19 protein-coding genes are annotated in these 21594 nt (G+C 73.7%); 7 read left to right on the top strand and 12 right to left on the bottom strand.

The annotated features are described in order from the left end of the window. Window positions 1-56 precede the first annotated feature (56 nt). Window positions 57-2744 carry an ATP-binding protein gene (locus ACGF5G_RS26030; RefSeq protein ID WP_393267192.1) on the bottom strand — a complete coding sequence of 896 codons (2688 nt, stop codon included), beginning with the start codon at window positions 2742-2744 and terminating at the stop codon, window positions 57-59. 98 nt (window positions 2745-2842) lie between these two features. Between ACGF5G_RS26030 and ACGF5G_RS26025 the strand changes: the two genes are divergently transcribed. After that, entirely contained in the window at window positions 2843-3253 is a 411-nt protein-coding gene (locus tag ACGF5G_RS26025) for a hypothetical protein (protein ID WP_393267190.1), read from the top strand. 152 nt (window positions 3254-3405) lie between these two features. Here ACGF5G_RS26025 and ACGF5G_RS26020 read toward each other — a convergent pair whose 3' ends face one another. Beyond that, a complete protein-coding gene (locus ACGF5G_RS26020; protein ID WP_393267188.1) occupies window positions 3406-4605 on the bottom strand; it encodes a citrate/2-methylcitrate synthase in 1200 nt (399 codons plus the stop codon). A 68-nt stretch (window positions 4606-4673) separates the two neighbouring features. On the opposite strand from ACGF5G_RS26020, the gene ACGF5G_RS26015 reads away from it, so the two are divergent. Beyond that, window positions 4674-5807 (top strand): citrate synthase, encoded by a 1134-nt coding sequence (locus ACGF5G_RS26015; protein WP_393267185.1) that lies wholly within the window; start codon window positions 4674-4676, stop codon window positions 5805-5807. 58 nt (window positions 5808-5865) lie between these two features. On the opposite strand, the gene ACGF5G_RS26010 is transcribed toward ACGF5G_RS26015, so the two are convergent. The 5 genes from ACGF5G_RS26010 to ACGF5G_RS25990 form a co-directional block, all read right to left on the bottom strand. Continuing rightward, window positions 5866-7113 carry a VWA-like domain-containing protein gene (locus ACGF5G_RS26010; protein WP_393267182.1) on the bottom strand — a complete coding sequence of 416 codons (1248 nt, stop codon included), beginning with the start codon at window positions 7111-7113 and terminating at the stop codon, window positions 5866-5868. After that, window positions 7110-8372 (bottom strand): AAA family ATPase, encoded by a 1263-nt coding sequence (locus tag ACGF5G_RS26005; RefSeq protein ID WP_393267179.1) that lies wholly within the window; start codon window positions 8370-8372, stop codon window positions 7110-7112. Before ACGF5G_RS26005 ends, ACGF5G_RS26010 begins: the two co-directional genes overlap by 4 nt. 65 nt (window positions 8373-8437) lie before the next feature. Further along, window positions 8438-9835 carry a hypothetical protein gene (locus ACGF5G_RS26000; RefSeq protein WP_393267177.1) on the bottom strand — a complete coding sequence of 466 codons (1398 nt, stop codon included), beginning with the start codon at window positions 9833-9835 and terminating at the stop codon, window positions 8438-8440. A gap of 158 nt (window positions 9836-9993) precedes the next feature. After that, window positions 9994-10665, bottom strand: a complete 672-nt coding sequence (locus ACGF5G_RS25995; RefSeq protein WP_393267175.1) for a hypothetical protein — start codon at window positions 10663-10665, stop codon at window positions 9994-9996. Between the two features lie 35 nt (window positions 10666-10700). Then, a complete protein-coding gene (locus tag ACGF5G_RS25990) occupies window positions 10701-11090 on the bottom strand; it encodes a HEAT repeat domain-containing protein (protein ID WP_393267173.1) in 390 nt (129 codons plus the stop codon). 905 nt (window positions 11091-11995) lie between these two features. Between ACGF5G_RS25990 and ACGF5G_RS25985 the strand changes: the two genes are divergently transcribed. The 3 genes from ACGF5G_RS25985 to ACGF5G_RS25975 all read left to right on the top strand — a co-directional run bounded on the left by ACGF5G_RS25985 (window position 11996) and on the right by ACGF5G_RS25975 (window position 16101). Continuing rightward, the gene (locus ACGF5G_RS25985) at window positions 11996-13069 is read left to right on the top strand and encodes a CapA family protein (RefSeq protein WP_393267171.1); all 1074 of its coding nucleotides are present in this window, start codon (window positions 11996-11998) and stop codon (window positions 13067-13069) included. A 114-nt stretch (window positions 13070-13183) separates the two neighbouring features. Beyond that, a complete protein-coding gene (locus ACGF5G_RS25980) occupies window positions 13184-13687 on the top strand; it encodes a hypothetical protein (protein WP_393267169.1) in 504 nt (167 codons plus the stop codon). 200 nt (window positions 13688-13887) lie between these two features. After that, complete coding sequence (locus ACGF5G_RS25975; RefSeq protein ID WP_393267167.1) at window positions 13888-16101, top strand: ATP-dependent RecD-like DNA helicase; 2214 nt, start codon at window positions 13888-13890, stop codon at window positions 16099-16101. Window positions 16102-16159: 58 nt separating this feature from the next. Here ACGF5G_RS25975 and ACGF5G_RS25970 read toward each other — a convergent pair whose 3' ends face one another. Then, complete coding sequence (locus tag ACGF5G_RS25970; protein WP_393267164.1) at window positions 16160-16735, bottom strand: TetR/AcrR family transcriptional regulator; 576 nt, start codon at window positions 16733-16735, stop codon at window positions 16160-16162. Window positions 16736-16878: 143 nt separating this feature from the next. Between ACGF5G_RS25970 and ACGF5G_RS25965 the strand changes: the two genes are divergently transcribed. Both ACGF5G_RS25965 and ACGF5G_RS25960 read left to right on the top strand, forming a co-directional pair. Then, on the top strand, window positions 16879-17559 hold the full coding sequence (locus tag ACGF5G_RS25965; protein WP_393267162.1) for an FMN-dependent NADH-azoreductase: 681 nt from the start codon (window positions 16879-16881) through the stop codon (window positions 17557-17559). Continuing rightward, complete coding sequence (locus tag ACGF5G_RS25960; RefSeq protein ID WP_363708934.1) at window positions 17556-17876, top strand: multidrug efflux SMR transporter; 321 nt, start codon at window positions 17556-17558, stop codon at window positions 17874-17876. The genes ACGF5G_RS25965 and ACGF5G_RS25960 overlap by 4 nt, the downstream gene beginning before the upstream one ends. A 115-nt stretch (window positions 17877-17991) precedes the next feature. Here the strand turns inward: ACGF5G_RS25960 and ACGF5G_RS25955 are convergent, their stop codons facing one another. The 4 genes from ACGF5G_RS25955 to ACGF5G_RS25940 are packed head-to-tail and all read right to left on the bottom strand — an operon-like array spanning window position 17992 to window position 21519. Then, entirely contained in the window at window positions 17992-18720 is a 729-nt protein-coding gene (locus ACGF5G_RS25955; RefSeq protein ID WP_393267159.1) for an amidohydrolase family protein, read from the bottom strand. Next, a complete protein-coding gene (locus ACGF5G_RS25950) occupies window positions 18717-19457 on the bottom strand; it encodes an amidohydrolase family protein (RefSeq protein ID WP_393267156.1) in 741 nt (246 codons plus the stop codon). Before ACGF5G_RS25950 ends, ACGF5G_RS25955 begins: the two co-directional genes overlap by 4 nt. Next, window positions 19454-20350, bottom strand: a complete 897-nt coding sequence (locus tag ACGF5G_RS25945) for a dihydrodipicolinate synthase family protein (protein ID WP_393267153.1) — start codon at window positions 20348-20350, stop codon at window positions 19454-19456. Before ACGF5G_RS25945 ends, ACGF5G_RS25950 begins: the two co-directional genes overlap by 4 nt. Then, window positions 20347-21519 carry a DegT/DnrJ/EryC1/StrS family aminotransferase gene (locus tag ACGF5G_RS25940; protein ID WP_393267150.1) on the bottom strand — a complete coding sequence of 391 codons (1173 nt, stop codon included), beginning with the start codon at window positions 21517-21519 and terminating at the stop codon, window positions 20347-20349. Before ACGF5G_RS25940 ends, ACGF5G_RS25945 begins: the two co-directional genes overlap by 4 nt. Between the last annotated feature and the right edge of the window lie 75 nt (window positions 21520-21594).

Below are 21594 nucleotides of genomic sequence, written 5' to 3'. Positions count from 1 at the left end.
GTCGCCACCGGCCGCCATGCCCTGCACGATGCCGAGGAAGCCTGATCGTCAGGACCTCAGCCGAGCGCCGACGACGACCCGGCGATGGCAGCCAGTTGGGCCCGCGAGGTGATACCCAGCTTGGGAAACGCCTTGTAGAGGTGGTAGCCGACGGTCCGCGGGCTGAGGAAGAGCCGGGCGGCGATGTCACGGTTGGAAGCGCCGGTGGCGGCCAGCCGCACGACCTGGCGTTCCTGGGGAGTCAGCACGCTGAGCGGATCGTCGGCCTTGCGTGGCGCCGCCGGCACGTCCCCCGTCGCGCGCAGCTCCGCGCGAGCCCGCTCGGCCCACAGCTGCGCGCCGAGCCGGTCGAAGGTGTCCAGCGCGTCGCGCAGTTGCGTGCGGGCGTCCGCCCGCCGCCGTGCCCGCCGCAGCCACTCGCCGTAGGCGAGCTGCGTCCTCGCCTGCTGGTACGGCTGAACGTCCTGCTGGTGAAGCTGTACGGCGTGCGCGAAGTGCGCCTCGTTCTCCTCGACGAGGGCGCGGCACCGCAGGGCGATCGCGTCCGACGACGGCTGGCGGGCCTGCCGGGCCCAGGCCAGCAACCGGGCGAGCGGCTCCTTCGCCCGCTCCGGTGCGCCGCTGCGGACGGCTGCCTCCACCTGGTCCGCGGCGCTGAGGAGGGCGATCCCCGCCGAGGGGATGGCCGCCAACTGCCGCAGGGCGGCGGCCGGACGCCCCAGGCCGAGCTCCAGCACGCCGAGTGCCCAGCGTCCGATGTCCGCCGCGAGGACCAGCCCCCGCTCGCCGGCTCCCGCTATGCCCTCTTCGGCCTTCGTGCGGCACTCTTCGACGTTCCCCTGGTGCGCGAGCACCCAGGCGAGCGAACACGTGAGGTGGCTGACCCGAGGCTGGTGGCCCAGATCCGCCGCCAGCCGCAGCCCCGCGTTCAGGGACGTCATGGCCTCGCCGTACCGGCCGAGCCACCCCTGCGCGAGTCCGTGGTCGTTGAGCGCGAAGGCGAGCCAGCCGATCATCCCGTTCTTCTGGCAGTCCGCCACGACCCGAGCGGCGATCTCCTCACAGAGGGCGGCGCGGCCCAGCGGAAGGCAGACAGCGGCGGTGAAGGTCAGTCCCGGCACCCCCAGCCCCGCACGTGCGTGTGCGTCGACGGCCTCGCCCATGAGCGTGATCCCGCCGCCGACGTCACCGCCCAACAGGCGGCTCAGCCCGAGCGCCGCACCGACCAGCGGTGACCCGATCTCGGGAAGCGCGCGGAGACTCGCCGCGGCCTCCTCCGCCAGTCGGGCGTCACCGGCGAACCAGGCGCAGCGGATGGCCTCCACCAGCAACCAGGTGGCCCGCTCGGTGGAGCGGGGGGCCACGCGAGGGAGGTTGTCCAGGATGATCCGGCCCGCCGCGAGCGGTGTGCCCAGCTCGAACTCCCGATGCGCGCGCACCTGGACCAGCGCGGCGATCATGTCCGGGTCGTCCACCTCAGGGGTCGCCCTGTCGGCGAGCGCGGCGGCGCGACCCGTCAGACCCGCGTCACTGGCGGCCAGCGCGGCGGCGGCCAGCCGTTCGGATCGTCGCACCGGGTCGGCGGTGAGCTCGGCGGCCCGCTCGTAGGCGGTCGCGATCGCGGCGTGGCCGCCACGGGTACGCGCCCGTTCCGCCGCCCCCTCCAACTCCCGGGCGACGTCCTCGTCAGGGCCGAGCGTGGCGGCGGCCAGGTGCCACGTCCGCCGGTCGGCCGCGTCCACGGCGGCCGAGCGGGTGAGGGCGTCGGCGAGGGCTCGATGTACGGCGAGGCGCCGGGTGACCGGCGCGCTCTGGTAGGCGGCGGCCCTGATCAGGGGATGGCGGAATCCCACGGTCGCGCCCCTGATCTCGATCAGCCGACTCCGCTCGGCCTCCTCCAGGCCGTGGAGGGAGGCACCCGCACCCACCAGGGTCGCAAGCTCACCCGAGCCGTCCGCCGCCGCGATCAGCAACGCGGTCCGCGCCGGCTCGGCGAGCGCGGCTATCCGTGCGTGGAACGCTTCCTGGACCCGGTCGACGACCGGCATCGCACCCACCGGCGGCAGTCGTCCCGCCCGCTGTTCGGCGGTGAGCGCGGCGGGCAGTTCGACGAGCGCCAGGGGGTTGCCGCCGGACTCCTCGATGAGGCGCTCCCGCACCTGCGGTGGAAGATCGGGCGGAAGCAGGGCGACAGCGGCCACGGCATCCAGCCCGCCCAGCCGGAGTTCGGGCAGCCCCGTGGCAGGAAATCCCGCGCGGGCGGCGAAGATCATGACGACGCCTTCGGCTTCGAGGCGGCGGGCGGCGAACAGCAGCGCGTCGGCGGAGGCCTGGTCGAACCACTGTGCGTCGTCGACGAGGCAGAGCAGCGCGCCGTCTCCGGCGAGGTCGGCGAGGAGGCTCAGGGTGGCCAACCCGACCAGGAACCGGTTCTCCGGGGCGGGGTCACCCAACCCGAGGGCGCCACGGAGCGCGGCGGCCTGCGCGTCAGGCAGTGCCGGGATCCGGTCGAGCCCGGCACGCAGGAGCAGGTGGAGTGCGGCGAAGGGCAGCGTGGCCTCGGACTGGACACCGACGCCGCGCAGCACCCGCATGCCCTCCGCCCGTTCGGCGGCGTGGTCCAGGAGCGCCGACTTGCCGATTCCCGCCGGGCCGCGGATGACCAGCACCCCGCTCCTGCCGGTTCTGGCCTCCGCCAGCAGCCGTTCGATGTCCGCCTGTTCCCCGGCTCGTCCGTGCAGCACGGTCAGGAACCTACCGTCACGACGACTGATTCGGCTCGGGGTGGATCTCCGTAGCGTCGTGCTCGCAAGCACGTCACGACTACGAACGGACCTCCGACATGACCACCGTCACCAGTCCCGCCCAGACCGTCGCCGACACCAAACTGCTCCGTTTCGCCCTCAAGCAGGACGCGATCGGCTCCGGCGGCAACGGGGTCGTGTACGTCGCCGTCGCCGCGATCTTCGGGGAGATGTTCGGCCTTCCCGCCGGCTTCCTCTACCCGGCCGGGGTGTTCCTGGTGGCCTACGCGGCCGCCCTGTTGGTTCTCGCCTCCCGGCCCGTGGTGAGCAGGGCCGCTGTGGGTGTGGTGATGGGTGTCAACGTCGCCTGGGTGGCGGCGAGCGTGATGGTGCTCGTCGCCGGTTGGTTCCCGCTAACCGGCCTGGGTACCGCGCTGGTGATCGTGCAGGCGGTCGTGGTCGCCGGCTACACCGTCCTGCAGTTCGCCGGTCTTCGCAGGGCCGGCTGAGCGACCACCCAGGTCGCCCCGAGCCGCGGCCGGGGCCGCGGGAATCGGTCGTGCGCAGGGTGGCCGCCCCGTCGGGCGGCCACCCTGCCGGCGTCAGCGGGGACTCAGCCTTCGGAACGTGTAGGGGCCAGGAGGCTGTCGTACGTCGGAGTTCACGCCGGCTCCGGTGGCGGCCCGGTGTAGCCGCTGCTCCACCGGAACCGGTTGCTCGGCTGCGCGTACTCCTCGACGATGTGCGCGATCCAGCCCGCCGTCCGCGCGACCGCGAAGATCACCTCCGCCGCGCCCGGCCCCATGCCGGTCGCGTGCGCCAACGCGGCGACAGCGAGGTCGACGTTGGGCAGGGCGCCCCGCCGCGCCGCCGTGGCGATCAGGCCGTCGACGGCCCGCCGCAGCTCGCCCCCGGTCGGCAGGTCCGCGACGAGATCGAGCAGGGCGGCTCCGCGCGGGTCGCCGTCCGGGTACAGCGAGTGCCCGAACCCGGGCAGCGCGCCGGTCCGCAGCCACTCGGCGATCGCGGCCGGAGCCCCGTCCCGCAGCGCCACGTCGATCATCCGGTGGACGCTGCCGCCGACGGCTCCGTGCATCGGCCCGTCCAGCGCGCCGAGGCCCGCCAGCACCGCCGCGTAGGGGTTCGCCCGGGTCGAGGCGGCCACGCGTACGGCGATGGTCGACGCGGCCAGGTCGTGGTCGGCGAGCAGGACGAGGGCGGCGTTCAGCGCCCGGAGCCCCGCACCGGAGGGCGGCGCACCCGTAAGCCGGGACCACAACCGGGTCGCCAGGGCGTCGTCGGCGGCCGTCTCGCCCGCGAGGGGCAGCGCGTCGACCATGTTGGACAGCAGCGCGGGCGCGAGCGCCGTCACGGTGGCGGGCGCCAGGTCGAAGCGCAGCGGGTCCATCGCGGCCGCCACGGCGACGATCACCGGCAGCCGGTCGAAGAGCCGGGCCTGGGCCGGCAGGTGACTGCTCGCCCGCCGCGCCGTCTCGAGGGTCTCGGCGGACGCGACGAAGGTCTCCCGGCGCCGCTCGCCGGTCCAGAGCCACCGGGCGGTCTCCTCGAACGGCGTCACGGGCGCGAGCTTCGCGACATCCAGTCCCCGGTAGTGCAGCCGCCCGTACGCGATCAACGTGGTGGCGGTCCGCATCGCCGGCGCGGCATCGCGTTCCGGCCGGGTCGCCTGGGTGCGGGCGGCCAGCCGCTCGACGTCGGCCAGCCGGAAGCGGCTGGTCCGATCGCCGGGAACCCTGACCCTGGCGAGCAGCCCGCGGCTGACGTACGCGTAGATCGTCTCCGGCTTGATGCGCAGGCGATGGGCCACCTCGGCGGTCGTCAGCAGTTGCTCCTCGGCCATGTGGTCATGGTCTCACATTGACTGGATCAATGTTGACTGGCTCCGGCCGCCGGCATGACGCTGGCCGCATGGCTGACACCATCACCGCTCCCCGCGGGCTCGCCGGCGTCGTGGTCACCGACACCACGGTCGGCCACGTCCGCGGCATCGAGGGCTTCTACCACTACCGGCAGTACTCCGCCATCGACCTCGCCGAGCGCCGGACGCTGGAGGACGTCTGGGCGCTGCTCATCGACGGCTCCCTGCCCGCCGAGCCCAAGGCGCTGCACGAGGAGATCGTCCCGTTGCGCCACATCCCGCCCGCGGTCGCCGCCGCGCTGCCCGACATCGCCACGGCGTCGACGTCGCCGGACCCGATGGGCGGCCTGCGCGCCGCGCTGGCCGTCGCCGGCCTCGCCGCCGGAGCCCGCCCGCTGTACGACACGTCGCCCACCGAGCGGCGGGCGCAGGCCATGGCGCTCTGCGCGCTGACGCCCAGCCTGCTGGCGGCCCTGTACCGCCTGCGAGCGGGGCTGGAGCCGATCGAGTCGCGCGACGACCTGTCCCACGCGGCGAACTACCTGTACATGATCACCGGCGAGGAGCCGTCCGAACGTCACGCCCGGGCGATCGAGCGCTACCTGATCGCCACCGTCGACCACGGCTTCAACGCGTCGACCTTCACCGCCCGCGTCATCGCCTCCACCGGCGCCGACCTCTACGCCTGCGTCGGCGGCGCCCTCGGCGCGCTCTCCGGCCCCCTGCACGGTGGTGCCCCCAGCCGGGCCCTGGACACCCTCGACGCCATCGGCACGATCGACCGGGCCGACCCGTGGCTGCGCGAACGCATCCTCGGCGGCGAGCGGATCATGGGGTTCGGGCACCCGATCTACCGCACGGAGGACCCGCGGTCCCGCATGCTCAAGGAGATCGCCCAGGACCTCGGCGGGCCGTTGGTGGACTTCGCCGTGGCCGTCGAGGAGCGGGTCCTGTCGTTGCTGGCGGAGCTGAAGCCCGGCCGCGAACTGCACACCAACGTGGAGTACTACGCGGGCGTCGTCATGCACCTGTGCGGGCTGCCCCGGGAGATGTTCACGCCCACCTTCGCCACCAGCCGGGTCATCGGGTGGTGCGCGAACGTGCTGGAACAGGCCGAGGACTCGAAGATCATCCGGCCGGACTCGCGCTACGTGGGCCCTCCCCCGCCGCAACCGGTGCCATGAAAGGCCGGTAGGTCAGGGGCGGGGTCGCCGGCAGGTCGGCCCCGCCACCCCGGTGGACTCACCGGGCGCCGGAGCCGATGTCGACCACTCGCGCCCAGGTGGGCGGCGGGTCGGGCACGTAGTCGGGGTCGTCCTCGTGCCACGACCGGGCCGGCCCATGCCGGGGGAACAGTCCCACCACCGTCCGACACGGTGGTCGCGTCGCCGGCCAGGGCGTCTGCCCGTCGGTCAGGACCACGACGACGTCCGGTCGGGGCCGGGCGCGCAGCGCCCGGGCGAAGCCCGTGCGCAGATCCGTCCCTCCGCCGCCCAGCAGCGGAATGTCCTCGGCGCGGCACAGCGAATGCACGACCTGGGCCGCGGCGTCGCACGGAAGCACGGTGACCAGGTCGCGCCGGCCGCCCACGGCGTGGGAGATCGCGGCGACCTCGAGCAGCGCGCTGCCCAGTTCGGCGTCGCTCACCGACCCGGACGTGTCGATGACCACGCACACCCGAGGGGGCCTGCGTCGCAGGCTCGGCAGGATCGCGCCGGGCACCCCGGCGGAGCGCCGCGACGGCCGGCCGTAGGTGTAGTCCTCGCCGGCGCCGGCGGCGGAGGCGGCCGAGCGGACCGCCGCCCCCAGCAGTTCCCGCCACGGTTGCGGCGGGTGGAACGCCTTCTCCGCCCACCTTCGCCAGCCCTGCGGGACGTTGCCGGGCCGGCCCGTGATGCCGTGCGCCACCCGGAACCGCACCAGGTCCCGTTCGTGCGCGCTGAGGCCGTGCGCGCCGTCCGGTCCCAGGTCCCACTCCCGGTCCAGCCCGTCGGCGCCGCTGCCGCAGTCCAGCCAGACCAGCCCCTGCGTACGCGGCCCGAGCCCGAACTGCCGCAGGTAGTCCTCCATGAGCTCCCCCTCGGGCAGCCCCAGCAACCCTGGCTCGACGGCGCCTTCGGGCCGGGCCAACCCGTCACCGAACACGTCGTCGTTGATCTCGAAGTCCGCGGCGATGTTCATCCGCAGCCGCTCCCCCGGCCCGACCAGCCCCCGTTCCCGCGCCACCCGGTCACCGCGCCCGTGGTGGTCACGCAGCAGGTGCGAGACCTCGTGCACCCACACCCCGGCGAGTTCCTCCACCGGGGTACGGTCCACGAAGGCGGGCGAGACGTAGCACCGCCAGTGCGGGTCCACCGCCATCGTGGGTACCCGCCGTGACTCCACCACGTGCAGGGCGAACAGCGCCGTCGCCAAATAGGGCCGGACCCGGGCGGCGTGCAGCCGCGCGGCGAAGAGCTTTCCGAGGTCCAGCGTGCGCTCGGGGGTCATCGGCTGCTCCCCGCCGCCGCCACGACCCGTGCCGCCGCCTGGTCTGCGCGCCGGGACACCGACACCACCCCGGCGAGCCGCTCGACCGACGCCGGGACGTCCCAATCCTCCTGGCGCAGGGCGGCGAGTGTGGTGGCGGGAACCACCACCAGGTCCGGGGCTCCGGTTTCCAGCGCCCGCACCAACAGCGCCCACGCCGCGTCCCAGCGAGCCTTCTGCGGACGCCGGCGGACCGCCTCCACCACGCCGTCCAGCACGGCCTGGCGGAGGTCTCCCCGCTCGGGCAGGACGGCGGCCGCCGGGTCGGCCAGCAGCGCCTCGGGGTCCGGCAGGTCCATCCGGTCCATGCTGGCCAGTAGCTCCAGCCCCGGGCCGTCCCCAACGGTGCCTCTGACCAGCAACGACAGCACGTCCCGCGAGACGCCCGCCGCGGTCGCGAAGGCGACCAGGCGCAGGGTCATGTCCCAGCTGCGGGGCGACGGCCAGGGACCGCCCCGGCGGCCTTCGTTGCTGGGCAGCCGGTGCACCAGCCCCGGGCGGGCGGTCAGGAACCCGCACACGGCGCGGCGGGCGAAGGTGACGGCCTCCGACAACATCGCCGGGTCGAGCCGGGGCAGCACCGCGCGGGGCCAGGTCCCGCCGAGGCCGCGTACGACGACGTCGTTGTCGTGGGCCCACTGGAGGTGGACGAACCGGTTGGCCAGGGGCGCGCTCAGCTCCCAGCCGTCGGCCGCCGAGGAGCGCGGATTGGCGGCGGCCACGATCCGGACCCCGGGCGGCAGCCGCAGAGCACCGATGCGCCGCTCGAGCACGAGGCGGAGCAGGGCCGCCTGGACGGCCGGCGGCGCGGTGGACAACTCGTCCAGGAACAGCAACCCCCGACCGGCCCGCACCAGGCGCACGGCCCAGTCCGGCGGGGCCATCGGGACGCCCTGCGCCGCCGGGTCGTCCCCGACGATCGGCAGCCCCGAGAAGTCGGACGGCTCGTGGACGCTGGCGACAACGGTCGTCAGCGGCAGGTCCAGCGCCGCGGCGAGCTGCGTCAGGGCGGCGGTCTTGCCGATCCCCGGCTCGCCCCACAGCAGCACGGGCAGGTCCGCGGCCACGGCCAGCGTCAGGGCCTCCAGCTGGGTGTCGGGGCGGGGTTCGGTGGTGGTGGCGCCGAGCAGCGCGAGCAGTGCGGCGGCGACATCGAGCTGAGGAGCGTGGGTCGGCTCGACAGGGGCATCGGTGGACACGTACGAGGTCAATGCAGACATCTTCAATCACCTGTGGGAGTGGTGGCGGGTACGTGGAGGGCCGTCGGGTGGGACCGGCCCGGTGGTCAGCGGCGAGCCGCGTGGCGCGGGTGCGAGCGGCGGTCACGGGTACGGCGACAGTCCGCGCGGGCGGGGCCCGGTCCGGAACCGACGAGTCCTGCCCTGAACAGTCCGTACGTGACCCGCCGCAGGGCGGCCGTTTCCAGTTCGTCGCGCAGGTCGCCGCTGCGCAGCAGGGCGTCGGGCCCGAGCAGGGCCTCGACCACGGCGAGCGCACCGGCGGTGTCGCCGTGGTCCAGGCGTGCGCGGACGTCGGCGAGGCACTCCGGGTTGCGGTGCGCCTCGTCGATCGCGCGCAGGCAGGCGAGCGGGGTACCGGTCAGCGCGGCCAGCAGTTCCTCCCGGCGGATCTCGGCCGGGTCGTGGTCGAGCGGCACCAGCACCCCATCGACCAGGCCGATCCGGTGCCGGGCTCCCCGACACTCCACGATGCGCGGCTGTCCCGGCTGGTCCGAAGCCCTCGGCGCTGTCGCCGCCGGACGGTCGCGCACCAGTGCCGACGCCACCAGCGGATGCAGCCGATCGGCATCGATCAGCCCGCTGCGAAGCAGGTCCAGGTCGGGAAGCACCCACGTCGCCGCGTCGGGCAGCACCGGCAGCGTGGCATCCGAGCCCGTCGCCGACGGCGCGATCCGCGCCTCGGGCGGCCGGCCGTCCCCGCCTGGAGTCACGTCGAGGACCAGCCGGTTCCGGGCACCCAGCCGCACGGCGACGCGACCGCTGGTCCGCCCCTCGGCGCGGAGCAGGAGCGCCGCCTCGGCCGCCCACCGGTCCACCGCGCATCCGCGCCCCCGCAGCGCCGCCCCGAACGGTTCAGGGTCCACCGCAGGACGCCCGTCGGCGGGCAGCCGATCCGCCCCCGACCGGGTCCGTAGCTCGTCGGCTCTGCGCGCGTCCCAGAGGTGGCGGTGCAGATCGAGGCGGAACCGGCGGTCGGGTCGGGGATGTGGGTGAGGACAGGATCGGTCCCCGGAGCGGGATCCGTCCCACAGCGCCAGGCTGATCCGCTGACCGGCATCCGCCCACGCCGGTGCGGTCCGGACCACGAGGTGCACAATGCGGTCGCCGTCGTGGTCCGCCGGGTCGTACCGGGCCAGCGGGACGGTCAGGCCCGGACGCAGCAGCCCGTCGGGAGCGATCCGCGGCAGGTGCCAGCGCAGCAGGTCGGGAGCCAGATGGCGCAGGTCGGCCCGGACCCGGGCCGCGAACTCCCGGCCATGGGTACGAGCAACGGAACGCAGACCGAAGTCGACATCGACGCTGGCGGCGGCACACGCCCCGGCCCAGTCCCCGACGTGCCGACGAGCAGTCGCAGAATCGATCATGGGGGGCGGCACGGCGAACTCGCGCACGCGCAGCCAGAAGGAAAGGCGAGAATCCGCATTCGCGGCCCGGGAGTGCATCAGCACTCACCTTGCGCGAACGGGACCCCCAATCTACCGAGAGAGGTCATCATCGCGGGGGAGCATACAACGTCGTCAGTGGCATGGCGGCGCGGCACGTCGGTCGGTTTCGCATTGCGTCCACTCCGCCATGCTGGTGCGGAGGAAACCTCCACCGGTCAGCAGACCTCGGGAGACATGAGTGCCTCCGCAGGCTTGATCGTGATCGCCACGTTTCCACACTGGGACTCAGCGAGGACGAACACCAGCCCGTCCCGGTGGGCCGTCAGCCAGGAGTCGTCGTGAGTGACGACCCAGCCGACGGCGGGTAGCTCGGCACGGTAGTGCGCCGCCGCGTCGTCGAACGACACGTTCAGCAGAGTCGTGCCGCACCCGTGCATTCCGGTGCTCTCGGCGCCCGAGAAGCGCCAGGGATGCGCGATGCCGGCGAAGGCCGCCTGCACCGCGTGGACCACCGGCTCCGCCGGCGAGCCGGCGGTCTGCGCGCCATCACAGGATGGCAGCCGTGGCAATTGGTCGTACCCGGCCACGGCACCTCGTGCCCCGGCAACCAGCACGCCGCCAACGGTTAGGAGAGCCGCGGCCACCGCCAGACCCCGTAGGAGCGCGGAGCGCCGGGCCAGCCCGAAGGCGGCTGCGGCCAGGGCGCCGGTCAGCAGCAGCGGCACGACGGCGAACTCGAGACCGTCCACCGCTCCCCTGGTCCAGGACCCGCTCCTGGTGCCGTACTCGCTCACGAACCCGAGGGTGGACAGCGCCGCAGTGGCCCCGACCACGGCGGAGATCCCCAGGAGAGCCACGGCGCCCAGCCGGGCTCTGTCGGTCGTCATGGACCCACCCTCGGGCAGCCGGCGGTTCCTGTCCATCAGCGGTCCGGACCATCCCGGCGTTCTCCTCTCCGCTGCCACAGCAACCGTCGAGCCTCTCTGGTGTCCAGCAGTCGCAGGCCCCGTTCCGCCCAGAAGCTGAAGGACTCGTCGTCGCTCAGCAGCTCCGTAGCCAGCACGTCGAACGCCCGGGGTGAACGCGCATCCCCGATCAGTTCCAACAGCCAACACCGCACGCCGTGGTCGGTCTCGCGGCCGAACGCGTCGATGAGCTCGTCGACGTGTTGGCCCGCCATGTCCCGCACCAGCGCGAACCCGTCCTCCGCCGCCTGCGGATCACGGCTTCTCATCAGGTGCATGGCGCGGCCGAGGTTCCCGCTCGCCATCCGTATCTTTCGGGCACGCTCGCGCTCGTAGTCACCGCCCACCGGGACATCTAACCGCACGGCGGGCTGGAGCCGTCCACATCGTTCATGGTCCGTGATCCGCTCGCGGTGGCGTACGCGACCAGGACCCCGAGGCCGGGCGGAGTCGGCCCGGCCTCGGTGTGCCGTCGGGGTGGCGCTACGGACGGTCGGCGTCGTCGCAGGGCGCGCCGACCGCCAGACGCACCTCGGCCTGTCGCCCACCTGAACGGACGAGCAGCGGAACGCAGGCCGCCCGCGCGACCCAGGTCCCGCCGGCGAAGGTCAGCCACTGACCCTTGCCGGAGGCAGGCGCGCAGGCGCTCACGTGCACGGTCGCGGCGGGCGCCGCTGAGGGACCCCACGTGATGCGGGCCCGGCCCTCCCAGCCAGGTGCGACCAGGAGGTCGACTTCTGCGCCTGCCCGCACCACCAATCCCCACTTGGCGAACCACCGCGCAGCGGGGTCTGCCTCCCCCGATTCCGCCACCTGGAGCACTCTCCCGGTCGGCACCGCCGCATCCCCCAGGACGATCCGGTACCCGTCGGGTGGCTGAGGCGAGACGCCGATGGAATCCGCACACGTCACCTGGGCGGGACCTCCAGAGGTCGGGGGCGGCGCACCGGTGCCGGCGCTGGCCGGGGTGGCGGCTCCCGGTGCGGGCCGCGGACCGTCACGCTGGCCCACATCCCGCGAAGACGTGCAGGCCGCCGCCGACAGGATCACGGCGACGATGACGAGTGCCTCCGCCGACCATCGGTTAACCCGCATGGGTCCATCCTGCCAGTCGACACGTGGTCGGCACGACGGCCGACGTTCCGTACCGTGCCTGCCATCGGTGCCCGCGGTCATGGTGTCGACCCAAGGTGCGCCGGGCAACTTCGTCAAGTCGGCGCCGAGACAGGCGCTGCGCCGTACGCTGCCTGAGGTGAGACGGGCACGATCCCTCGTCGCGCTGGCGACGACCCTGACCGTGGCGCTGACCGCATGCCGGGTCGGGTCCACGCCGCCGGCCGGTGAGCCGGCCCGCTCCGCCGCGGCGGCGACGGCGTCCCCGTCGCGGGCCGGGCCGGCCGAGGTCACGTTGGCCTTCGCGGGCGACGTGCACTTCGCCGGCCGTACGGCGGCCCTGCTGGACGATCCGGCGACCGCGTTCGGGTCGATCTCGTCGGCACTGTCCGCTGCGGACCTGACGATGGTGAACCTGGAGACCGCGGTCACCACGCGCGGCACCCCGGAGCCGAAGCAGTTCCTCTTCCGGGCTCCGGCGGGTGCGTACGAGGCGGTGAAGGCGGCCGGGGTCGACGTCGTGTCGATCGCGAACAACCACACGCTGGACTACGGACGGGTCGGACTGACCGACACCGTGGACGCGGCGAGAGCCGCCGGGATGCCGACCGTCGGGGCGGGCGCCGACGCGGCGGCGGCGTACGCGCCGTGGACGACCCGGATCGGCGGCACGCGGATCGCCTTCCTCGCCTTCAGCCAGGTCGACGAGCTGTGGTCGCAGTGGCGGGCCACCGACGACCGTGCCGGTATCGCGATGACGAGGGACCTGACCCGGGCGGTCGCCGCGGTACGCGCCGCGCGCCAGCAGGCCGACGTCGTGGTCGTGTACGTCCACTGGGGCGCGGAGGGGGACAGCTGCCCACCCGCCGACGCGCGGGCGTTCGCGGGTGAGATGGCCCGGGCGGGCGCCTCCCTCGTCGTCGGCACCCACGCGCACCTGCTGCTCGGTGACGGCTGGATCGACCGGACCTTCGTCCAGTACGGGCTGGGCAACTTCCTGTGGTGGCGCGACGACGCGTACAGCAACGACACGGGGATCCTGCGGGTCACCCTGCGCGGCGCGGAGATCGTGAAGACGGAGCTGGTGCCGGCGCTGATCTCCCGCCGCACCGGCCAGCCCCAGCTCGCCGGAGGGGACGACGCGGCGCGCATCCTCCGGGAGTACGGGGACCTGCGCGGCTGTACCGACCTCGCCCCGTCCCCCACCGGGTAGCGCGCCGGCAGGGCGGCACCAGCTCCCACTAGTCATATCCATCGATGTCTGGTAGAAAATTTTCAAGGTCGGCCTTTCCCATCGCAAGGATCCCCCACGCGAACGGAGAGAGCCATGTCGTCCACCCGCTCCCCCCTGCGCCGCCGCCTGCTCACCCTGCTGGTCGCTGTCGCGGCCACGATCGGGGCCGCGCTCGGGCTGGCCAGCCCGGCCTTCGCCATCACCCACTCCAGCGCCACGTCGCAACTGAGCGCCGCCGGCATCTCCTGGACCTCCAGCGGCAACTGCAGCGACCGCTACGTCTCGACCTGCACCTCGTTTGACGGCGTCCGGCAGGCCACCATCGACGGGATCATCACCTTCAAACGCGCCAGCGGTTGCGCCATCACGATCACCGCCGGCACCGAGGTCGGGCACACCAGCGGCACCTACAGCCACTGGAACGGCTACAAGCTGGACATCGCGCTGAGCACCTGCATCCAGAACTACATCTCGGCGCACTACACCTACGTCGGCTACATCTCCGGCTTCGGCTACCAGTACCGGGCGCCCTCCGGCAACCTCTACACCAAGGAGGGCAGCCACTGGGACATCCTCTTCTACACGTGCGGCTGCTGAGGCGGGACGCGGGCGCCGCCCCCGTCCCGGCGGCGCCCGCCCCTGCCACCGGGGCAACCCGCCACCAGCGGCCGACCGGGACCTCGACCGACGACCGGTGCGACGGGCTGCCGGCGCCACGGGTGCCGGCGTACCCGAATCGCCTGGTGGGTGACCCTCACCCGGGACACGCGCGAGCGTCGAGCGGCACGCAGGGCAGGATGGGCGGGGTGACTGCCCCCACTCGCCCGCCGTCGGCCGTGTTGGACGCGGTGCTCGAACGGCTGACCTACGTCAACGAGGAGACCGGCTACACCGTCGCCCGGGTGTCCACCGACCGCGGCAGCGACCTGCTCACCGTGGTCGGGGCGTTGCTGGGGGCCCAGCCCGGGGAGAGCCTGCGGCTGTCCGGCCGTTGGTCGTCACACCCGCAGTACGGCCGGCAGTTCGAGGTCCACTCCTACACCACCGTCCTGCCGGCCACGATCCAGGGCATCCAGCGCTACCTCGGCTCCGGACTGGTCAAGGGCATCGGCCCGGTCTTCGCCGAGCGGATCGTCGCGCACTTCGGCCTCGACACCCTCCAGGTGATCGAGACCGAACCGAGCCGGCTGGTCGAGGTGCCCGGCCTGGGGCCGAAACGCACCGCCAAGATAACCGCGGCGTGGGAGGAGCAGAAGGCGATCAAGGAGGTGATGGTCTTCCTCCAGGGCGTCGGCGTGTCCACCTCGCTGGCCGTACGGATCTTCAAGCAGTACGGCGACGCCTCCATCACCGTGGTGAAGAACGAGCCGTACCGGCTGGCGGCCGACGTGTGGGGCATCGGGTTCAAGACCGCCGACACCATCGCCCAGGCCGTGGGGATCCCGCACGACAGCCCCCAGCGGGTCAAGGCCGGCCTCCAGTACACCCTCTCCGAGGCCACCGACAACGGGCACTGCTACCTGCCCGACGGTCAACTGGTCGTCGAGGCCACCAAGATCCTCAACGTGCCCGCCGACCTCGTCACCACCTGCCTCGACGAACTCGTCGGCGAGGAGGGGGTGGTCCGCGAGACCCTGCCCGGGCCGGACGGCGAGCCGACGGCAGCGGTGTACCTGGTGCCGTTGCACCGCGCCGAGCAGTCCCTGGCCGGGTCACTGCTGCGGCTGCTGCACCACCGCGCCGACCGGCTGCCCCACTTCACCGGCGTCGACTGGGGCAGGGCGCTGGCCTGGTTGAAGGCCCGCACCGGCACCGACCTCGCCCCGGAGCAGGAACAGGCGGTCCGGCTCGCCCTCACCGCCAAGGTCGCCGTGCTGACCGGTGGGCCGGGCTGCGGCAAGAGCTTCACCGTCCGCTCGGTCGTCGAACTCGCCGCCGCGAAGAAGGCGAAGGTAACCCTCGTCGCGCCGACCGGCCGCGCCGCGAAGCGACTGTCGGAGCTGACCGGCCATCCCGCCGCCACCGTGCACCGGCTGCTGCAGCTACGCCCCGGCGGGGACGCCTCCTACGACCGGGACAACCCCCTCGACGTCGACCTCCTCGTCGTCGACGAGGCGTCCATGCTCGACCTCGTCCTCGCCAACAAGCTCGTGAAGGCCGTCCCGCCCGGCGCGCACCTGCTGCTCGTCGGCGACGTCGACCAGCTCCCCTCCGTCGGCGCCGGGGAGGTCCTGCGGGACCTGCTCGCCGCCCCGGCCATCCCCCGGGTCCGGCTGACCCAGATCTTCCGGCAGGCCGCGGAGTCCGGGGTCGTCACCAACGCCCACCGCATCAACGCCGGCAAGCCACCCCTGCTCCAGGGGCTCGGCGACTTCTTCCTGTTCGCCTGCGACGACACCGAGGCCGCCGCCGCCCTGACCGTCGACGTCGCCTGCACCCGCGTCCCCGCCCGCTTCGGCCTCGACCCGCGGCGCGACGTGCAGGTCCTCACCCCCATGCACCGCGGCCCCGCCGGCGCCGCGGCCCTGAACACGCTGCTCCAGCAGCGCCTCACCCCCGCCCGCGACGGGCAGCCCGAGCGCCGCGTGGGCGGGCGGGTGTTCCGCGTCGGCGACAAGGTCACCCAGATCCGCAACAACTACGACAAGGGCCAGGCCGGCGTCTTCAACGGCACCGTCGGCATCGTCACCGCCCTGAGCGCCGAGGAGCAGACCCTCACCGTACGCACCGACGAGGACGAGAGCATCGACTACGACTTCGACGAACTCGACGAGCTGGCCCACGCGTACGCCATGACCATCCACCGCTCGCAGGGCTCCGAGTACCCCGCCGTCGTCATCCCCCTGACCACCAGTGCGTGGATGATGCTGCAACGCAACCTGCTCTACACCGCCGTCACCCGCGCCAAGCGGCTCGTCGTCCTCGTCGGCTCCCGCCGCGCCCTCGCCGCCGCCGTCCGCACCGTCGGCGCCGGGCGCCGCCACACCGCCCTCGACCACCGCCTCGCCTGACCCGCCCGTTCCTTACCACCGCCGAGGCCCTCGTCGCCGAGGACGTTCCGTGCCGGAGTCAGTCCGGCAGGACGTACGCGAGGCGGGCGAGCGCCGACTTGATCTCGGGCACCGTTCGCCCCCGGTCGTGGCGCTGGTACCGGTACACCTCGGGGGCGAGCGGCGCGAGCAGGACGTCGGCGAGGGCGTCTTCCTGCCAGCCGGCGTCGCGGATCAGGGACATGACGAACGTCCGCCAGAAGCCGTAGGCGCCGGTGGCGAAGCGGGCGGCACCCAGTTCGGCGCCGAGGGCCAGAGGCAGGTGTCGTTCGAGCAGATCGATCATGGAGTCGTAGAACGCCTCGAGGCGGCGGCGAGGCGACGCGCCCGGCCCGAGCGGCGGCGGGCCGGCGAGGATCTGCTGCTGCAACCGCTGCTCATGGACGTCGAGGAGGGCGACAGCCACGGACGTGACGTCCGGGTAGCGGCGGTAGAGCGTCGCGCGGCCGACGCCGGCGGCGGTGGCCAGGTCCGTCATGGAGATCTGCGGACCGCGCTCGGCGAACAGGCGTTCCGCGGCCGCGAGGATGCGTCGCCGGTTGGCCGCGGCGTCGGCCCGTTCCGCGGGGGCCGGGGCCAGAAGGTCATCCGCCATCCCGACAGCCTAACCGGACACCCCGTCCGGTTGCGACGACCACCGCACGCGCAGTTAAATGGACACGGCGTCCACTTAGCTGCTAGCGTCGCCGAACAACCGGACATCGTGTCCGTTTCCTCCGACGAGTAGGGACAAGAGTCATGGCCCACCTGCTGCACCTGGACGCCAGCGCCCGTCGGGCATCACACTCCCGCACGCTGAGCAGGGCGTTCGCCGACGGGTGGCGGGCCGCCCACCCGACGGGGACCTACACCTACCGCGATCTCGCCGCCGACCCCGTGCCCGTCATCGGCGAGGCGTGGACCGAGATCTGCGACTACGCGCTGCGGCACGCCATCACCGAACCCGGCCGCCTCGCCGAGGGGGTGCGGACCCCGGCTCAGCGGGAGGCCTGGGCGGTGGTGGAGCCGTTGCTCACCGAACTGGTCTCCGCCGACGTGCTGCTCATCGGCGCTCCCATGTACAACTTCTCGATCCCCGCGAGCCTCAAGCTGTGGATCGACCAGGTGACGTTCCCGCACGCCACGCTGAACCTCAAGGTCGTCGTCACCGGCGCGCGAGGCGGTTCCTACGCCCCCGGCACCCCGCGCGAGCCCGTCGACCACCAGGAGCGCTACCTGCGGGACTTCTTCCTCGGCCACTTCCAGGTCGACGACGTCACCGTCATCAACACCGAGTTCGTCAACTCCACCGTGGACCCGAGGCTGGAGCGGTGGCGCGAGTCCTACCACCGATCGTACGCCGATGCCCGGCAGGCGGCGGTCGACGTGGCCCGCGCCGTCGCCGCCGAGGCGCTGGCACCCTCGGGACCGCGGGCATGAGCTGGCTCGTCCTGGCGCTCGCCGGCCTGGTCGAGATCATCTGGTCGCAGACCATCAAGCCGACGCAGAACTTCACCAGGCCGGTGCCGACCCTGCTCTGCTTCGCGCTCGGAGCCGCCGCCGTCTACCTGCTCTCCCGGGCGATGCAGGACCTGCCGGTCGGCACGGCCTACGCCGTGTTCACCGGCATCGGCGCGATCGGCGCGATCTCGCTGGGCATCGTCGTGCACAAGGATCCGGTCGGTGTCGGCCGCTTCGCCGCACTGGCCCTGATCGTCTGCGGCATCGTGCTGGCCCGGGTCACCGACCCGGACTGAGCGCGCGGCGAGCAGGTTACTGCCGTCCGCCAACAGCGGACAGGGCCGCCTCCCGTCAGGAGGCGGCCCCCGCGACACGTCGACGCCCGGTGCGACCGGACAGAGCCGACGTCAGCTACACGTCGAGACGGAACAGCTCGGCGGCGTTGCGCCAGGCGACCCGCTCGGCCAGTTCCACGTCGAGGTCGGCGGCGAGCACCGCCCCGAAGGCCGCCGCGGGGTCGATGAGCGTGGCGTCGGTGCCGAAGAGCAGCCGCCGCGGGTCGACCGCCGCCGCCACGGCGGCGAACCGGCCCGCCTCGGTGTGCGAGAAGCACGGCTCCAGCCAGAGCCGGTCGACCGAGTTGGCCGCCTCGACGGCGTGCCGCCAGCCGTTCGCGCCCATGTGTCCGGCGATGGCGCGCAGCCCGGGGATGTCCGCGACGGCCTGGGCCAGGTCGAGCGGCGTCGCGTCCCAGGTGTGCACGAGGGCGGGCAGGTCGTGCGCGGCGACGAGTTCCAGCGCCGCGCGGGCCTGCGGGGAGTCCACCGGGGAGCCGGTGTAGTCGGTGTGGATCTTCACGCCGACGAACCGGCCGGTGGGGAGCAGTTCGCGCAGGTCCCGTTCGGCGTCGTCGAGGCGGCGCGGGTTGATCGTCAGGTAGCCGAGCAGGCGGTCGTTGGTCTCCAGCACCCGGGCCATCGCCCGGTTTCCGGCGGTGACGTCGTAGATGACCGCCTCGGTGGCGGAGACGACGGCGAGGTCGATGCCGTAGCGGTCCATCACCGCGAGGTTGGTGGCGACCGCCCCGACGTCCATGCTGAAGAACCAGGGTCCCCAGTGGGCGTGCACGTCGATGATCATTCCTGGCCCTCCAGGATCCGGCGGGCGTTGCCGCCCGCCACGGCGGCCACCTCGGCCGGCCCGAGGCCGCCGCGGGCCAGCCGCAGTCGCGGCACGACCGGCTCGTAGAACGGGGTGCGGGAGCCGTAGAGCAGCCGCCCGACGCCGACGTGGGCGACGACGGTCTCCAGCGCGTCGGGCGAGTTGAGCAGCCGGGTGGAGGTGTGGAAGCCGGGCTCGTCGCGGGCCGCCACCACGAAGTCGCCCAGGTGGTAGAAGTGCGTGTCCAGGAAGACCACGGTCGCGCCGCGCAGCGGCCGCCAGAACCGGCGGACGTCCCCGCCGGTCAGGATGACCAGGCCGGCCTCGGCGGCCCGGCGGGCGACGTGCCGCACGGACGGGAAGTCCGGCTCGACGCGCTGCTCGTCGGGGAAGAGCCGCACCGCCCGGAAGCCGCGCTCGGCGAGCCGGACGACCTCCCGCTCCGCGCCGAGCGGGTCGCGCAGGTCGAGCGCGCCGACCGGCAGCACGGTGGGGCCGGCCAGGGCGGCGGCCTCGTCGTTGCCGCTGGCCATGTCGAACAGCGCCGCCCGGAGGCTGGCCACGGCCGCCCGCGCGATGCCGTTCGCGCGGAGGGTGGCCGCGACGTCGCGGGGGTCGCCGGTGGGGCCCGGCCGGTCGGCGTACCGGCCGACGAGGACGTCGACGTCGAAGGTGACCGGGGGCAGGTCGGCCGCGACGAACGGGTTGCCGCTCACCGCTGCCTCGCCACCGCGAGCACGCGGTCCCGGTCGCCGTCCGGTAGCGCCGGAGCGTACGCGTCGACCGCGTGGGAGGCGGGGATCCGCCCCTCGTCGGCGGCGATCTGGAGCATGCGGTGCACGTACCCCTCCATCGGGTCGGTGAAGGTGACCTCGGCGAGCCGGTCGAGCCGGGCGGAGGCGGCGACGAAGTCGTCGTGCTTCCCGTCGGCGTACGCCCGCAGCACGGCGGCGGTGACCGGCACGGCGGCGGCGGCGAGGCCGACCAGGGCGGCCTGCGCGCCCCACATCAGCGACGGCCCGAACATCCGGTCCTCGCCGGTGACCGCCAGCCGGTCGGCCCGGTGCGCTGCGGCCAGGGCGGCCTGGCAGGCGATCGCGTCGTGCAGCCGGGCCACCTTCACCCCGGCGACGCCGGGGTGTTCCAGCAGGGCGGCCAGCCGCGACGCGGAGTACGGCCGGGTGTAGAGGTCGAAGGCGAGCATCGGCAGGCCGGCGGCGCGCCAGACGGCGTCGTGGTGGGCGACCGCGTCGCCGTCGACGGGGAAGACCAGGATGCCGGCGGCGCCGAGGTCGGCGGCCCGGGCGGCCTGCGCGGCGACCTCGTCGGTGTGCTCCCCCGGCCGGCCGCCGACACCGACGACCACCGGCACCCCGGTGTCGACGGCGTGGCGCACGACCAGGTCGCGGGTCGCCGGGTCGAGGTGGGGGCCGCGGCCGGTGTGGGCGCACACGGCGAGGGCGTCCGCGCCGTCGACGACCAGGCCGCGCAGGTAGCGGTCGAGCACCGCGGCGTCGACCGCCCGGTCGGCGTCCATCGGCGTGGCGGTGGCGGCGACGAGTCGCCAGCGCAGCCGGTCGCGCAGCGCGGCGGCGGCCGGCGCGATCACGGGGTCACCGCCGCCCGGACCGCCCGGGCGATCTCGTCGACGTGTGCGTCGGTGTACCGCTCGTTCCAGTCGATCACCAGCAGGGTCTCCGCGATGAGCCGCTCGGCGACCGGGAACGCGCCGGGCCCGTAGGCCGGCAGGCGGTCGGCCGGCGGCACGGTCAGCGGGAAGCGGGAGGTGCCGTAGACGGGGGCCTCGGTCAGCGCCGGGGCGCAGTGCAGCGGCTGCTGGAGGTAGCCGGCGCGGGCGGGGATCCCGGCGGCGGCCAGTTTCCCGGCCACCTCGTGGTTGGTCAGCGGCGGGTCGAGCACGATGGGGAACAGCCACCAGGCGTGCGCGTCGAGGTCCGCCGGCAGGCGCACGCCGGGCAGGTCGGCCAGCGCGGCGGCCAGTCGGCGGGCGGTGCGCCGCCGGTCGGCCAGCACGCCGGGCAGCTTCGCCAGTTGGGCGCGGGCGACGGCGCCGGCCAGCTCGGTCATCCGGTAGTTCAGGCCGAGGCTCACGTGCCGGCGGGCCTCGTCGCGGGGCCAGCCCTTGTCGGCGAAGAGCCGCATCCGGCGGGCCAGCACGGCGTCGTCGGTCACGGTCAGGCCGCCGTCGCCGCAGGTGATGTGCTTCCACTGCTGGAGGCTGAAGCAACCGATCGCGCCGGCGGTGCCGGCGAGGGTGCCGTCCGGGTAGCGGGTGAGCCACGCCTGGGCGCAGTCCTCGATCAGCGGCACGCTGGCGGTGTCGGCGACCTCGCGGAGGTCGGCGGCCGCGCCGAACAGGTGCACCCCGAGGATCGCCCGGGTGCGCGGCCCGATCGCGGCGGCGACCGCCGCCGGGTCGAGGTTGCCGGTGTACGGATCGACGTCGGCGAACACGGGCACGGCGTTCTGGGCGAGAATGGGCGCGACCGTGCCGAAGTCGCTGATCGGAGACGTGATGATCTCGTCGCCCGGGTCCGGCGCGACGGCGGCGACGGCCAGGTGCAGCGCAGCGGTCCCGGAACTGGCGGCCACGGCGTGCGACACTCCGTGGAGGTCGGCCATCTCGCGCTCCAGGGCGCGGACCTCCGTGCCCCAGACCGAGCTGAGCATGCCCGACTGGAGCACCCGGCTGACAGCGGCCAGCTCCTCCGCACCGATCGTCCGGCCGCCGGCGTCGGCCATGCTGGGGAACGACACGCACCCTCCCAGGGCTACAGTAATACCGGGCCTGACCGTAATCTTGTGCTGCGAACAACGCAACCCTGACAGGAG

Source organism: Micromonospora sp. NPDC047730, from assembly GCF_043204765.1.
Taxonomy (GTDB): Bacteria; Actinomycetota; Actinomycetes; order Mycobacteriales; family Micromonosporaceae; genus Micromonospora.
The sequence above is the reverse complement of the archived record's forward strand: the minus strand, read 5'-3'. Positions and strand labels throughout refer to the sequence as shown.

Bases quoted from the DNA above. Each gene is read 5' to 3' on its own strand.
- ACGF5G_RS25960 (WP_363708934.1), top strand. From the start codon at position 17,556: ATGAGCTGGCTCGTCCTGGCGCTCGCCGGCCTGGTCGAGATCATCTGG.
- ACGF5G_RS25995 (WP_393267175.1), bottom strand. From the start codon at position 10,665: ATGACGACCGACAGAGCCCGGCTGGGCGCCGTGGCTCTCCTGGGGATC.
- ACGF5G_RS25965 (WP_393267162.1), top strand. From the start codon at position 16,879: ATGGCCCACCTGCTGCACCTGGACGCCAGCGCCCGTCGGGCATCACAC.
- ACGF5G_RS26005 (WP_393267179.1), bottom strand. From the start codon at position 8,372: ATGTCTGCATTGACCTCGTACGTGTCCACCGATGCCCCTGTCGAGCCG.
- ACGF5G_RS26000 (WP_393267177.1), bottom strand. From the start codon at position 9,835: ATGCACTCCCGGGCCGCGAATGCGGATTCTCGCCTTTCCTTCTGGCTG.
- ACGF5G_RS26025 (WP_393267190.1), top strand. From the start codon at position 2,843: ATGACCACCGTCACCAGTCCCGCCCAGACCGTCGCCGACACCAAACTG.
- ACGF5G_RS25955 (WP_393267159.1), bottom strand. From the start codon at position 18,720: ATGATCATCGACGTGCACGCCCACTGGGGACCCTGGTTCTTCAGCATG.
- ACGF5G_RS25975 (WP_393267167.1), top strand. From the start codon at position 13,888: ATGGGCGGGGTGACTGCCCCCACTCGCCCGCCGTCGGCCGTGTTGGAC.
- ACGF5G_RS26020 (WP_393267188.1), bottom strand. From the start codon at position 4,605: ATGGCCGAGGAGCAACTGCTGACGACCGCCGAGGTGGCCCATCGCCTG.
- ACGF5G_RS25980 (WP_393267169.1), top strand. From the start codon at position 13,184: ATGTCGTCCACCCGCTCCCCCCTGCGCCGCCGCCTGCTCACCCTGCTG.
- ACGF5G_RS25970 (WP_393267164.1), bottom strand. From the start codon at position 16,735: ATGGCGGATGACCTTCTGGCCCCGGCCCCCGCGGAACGGGCCGACGCC.
- ACGF5G_RS26010 (WP_393267182.1), bottom strand. From the start codon at position 7,113: ATGACCCCCGAGCGCACGCTGGACCTCGGAAAGCTCTTCGCCGCGCGG.
- ACGF5G_RS26015 (WP_393267185.1), top strand. From the start codon at position 4,674: ATGGCTGACACCATCACCGCTCCCCGCGGGCTCGCCGGCGTCGTGGTC.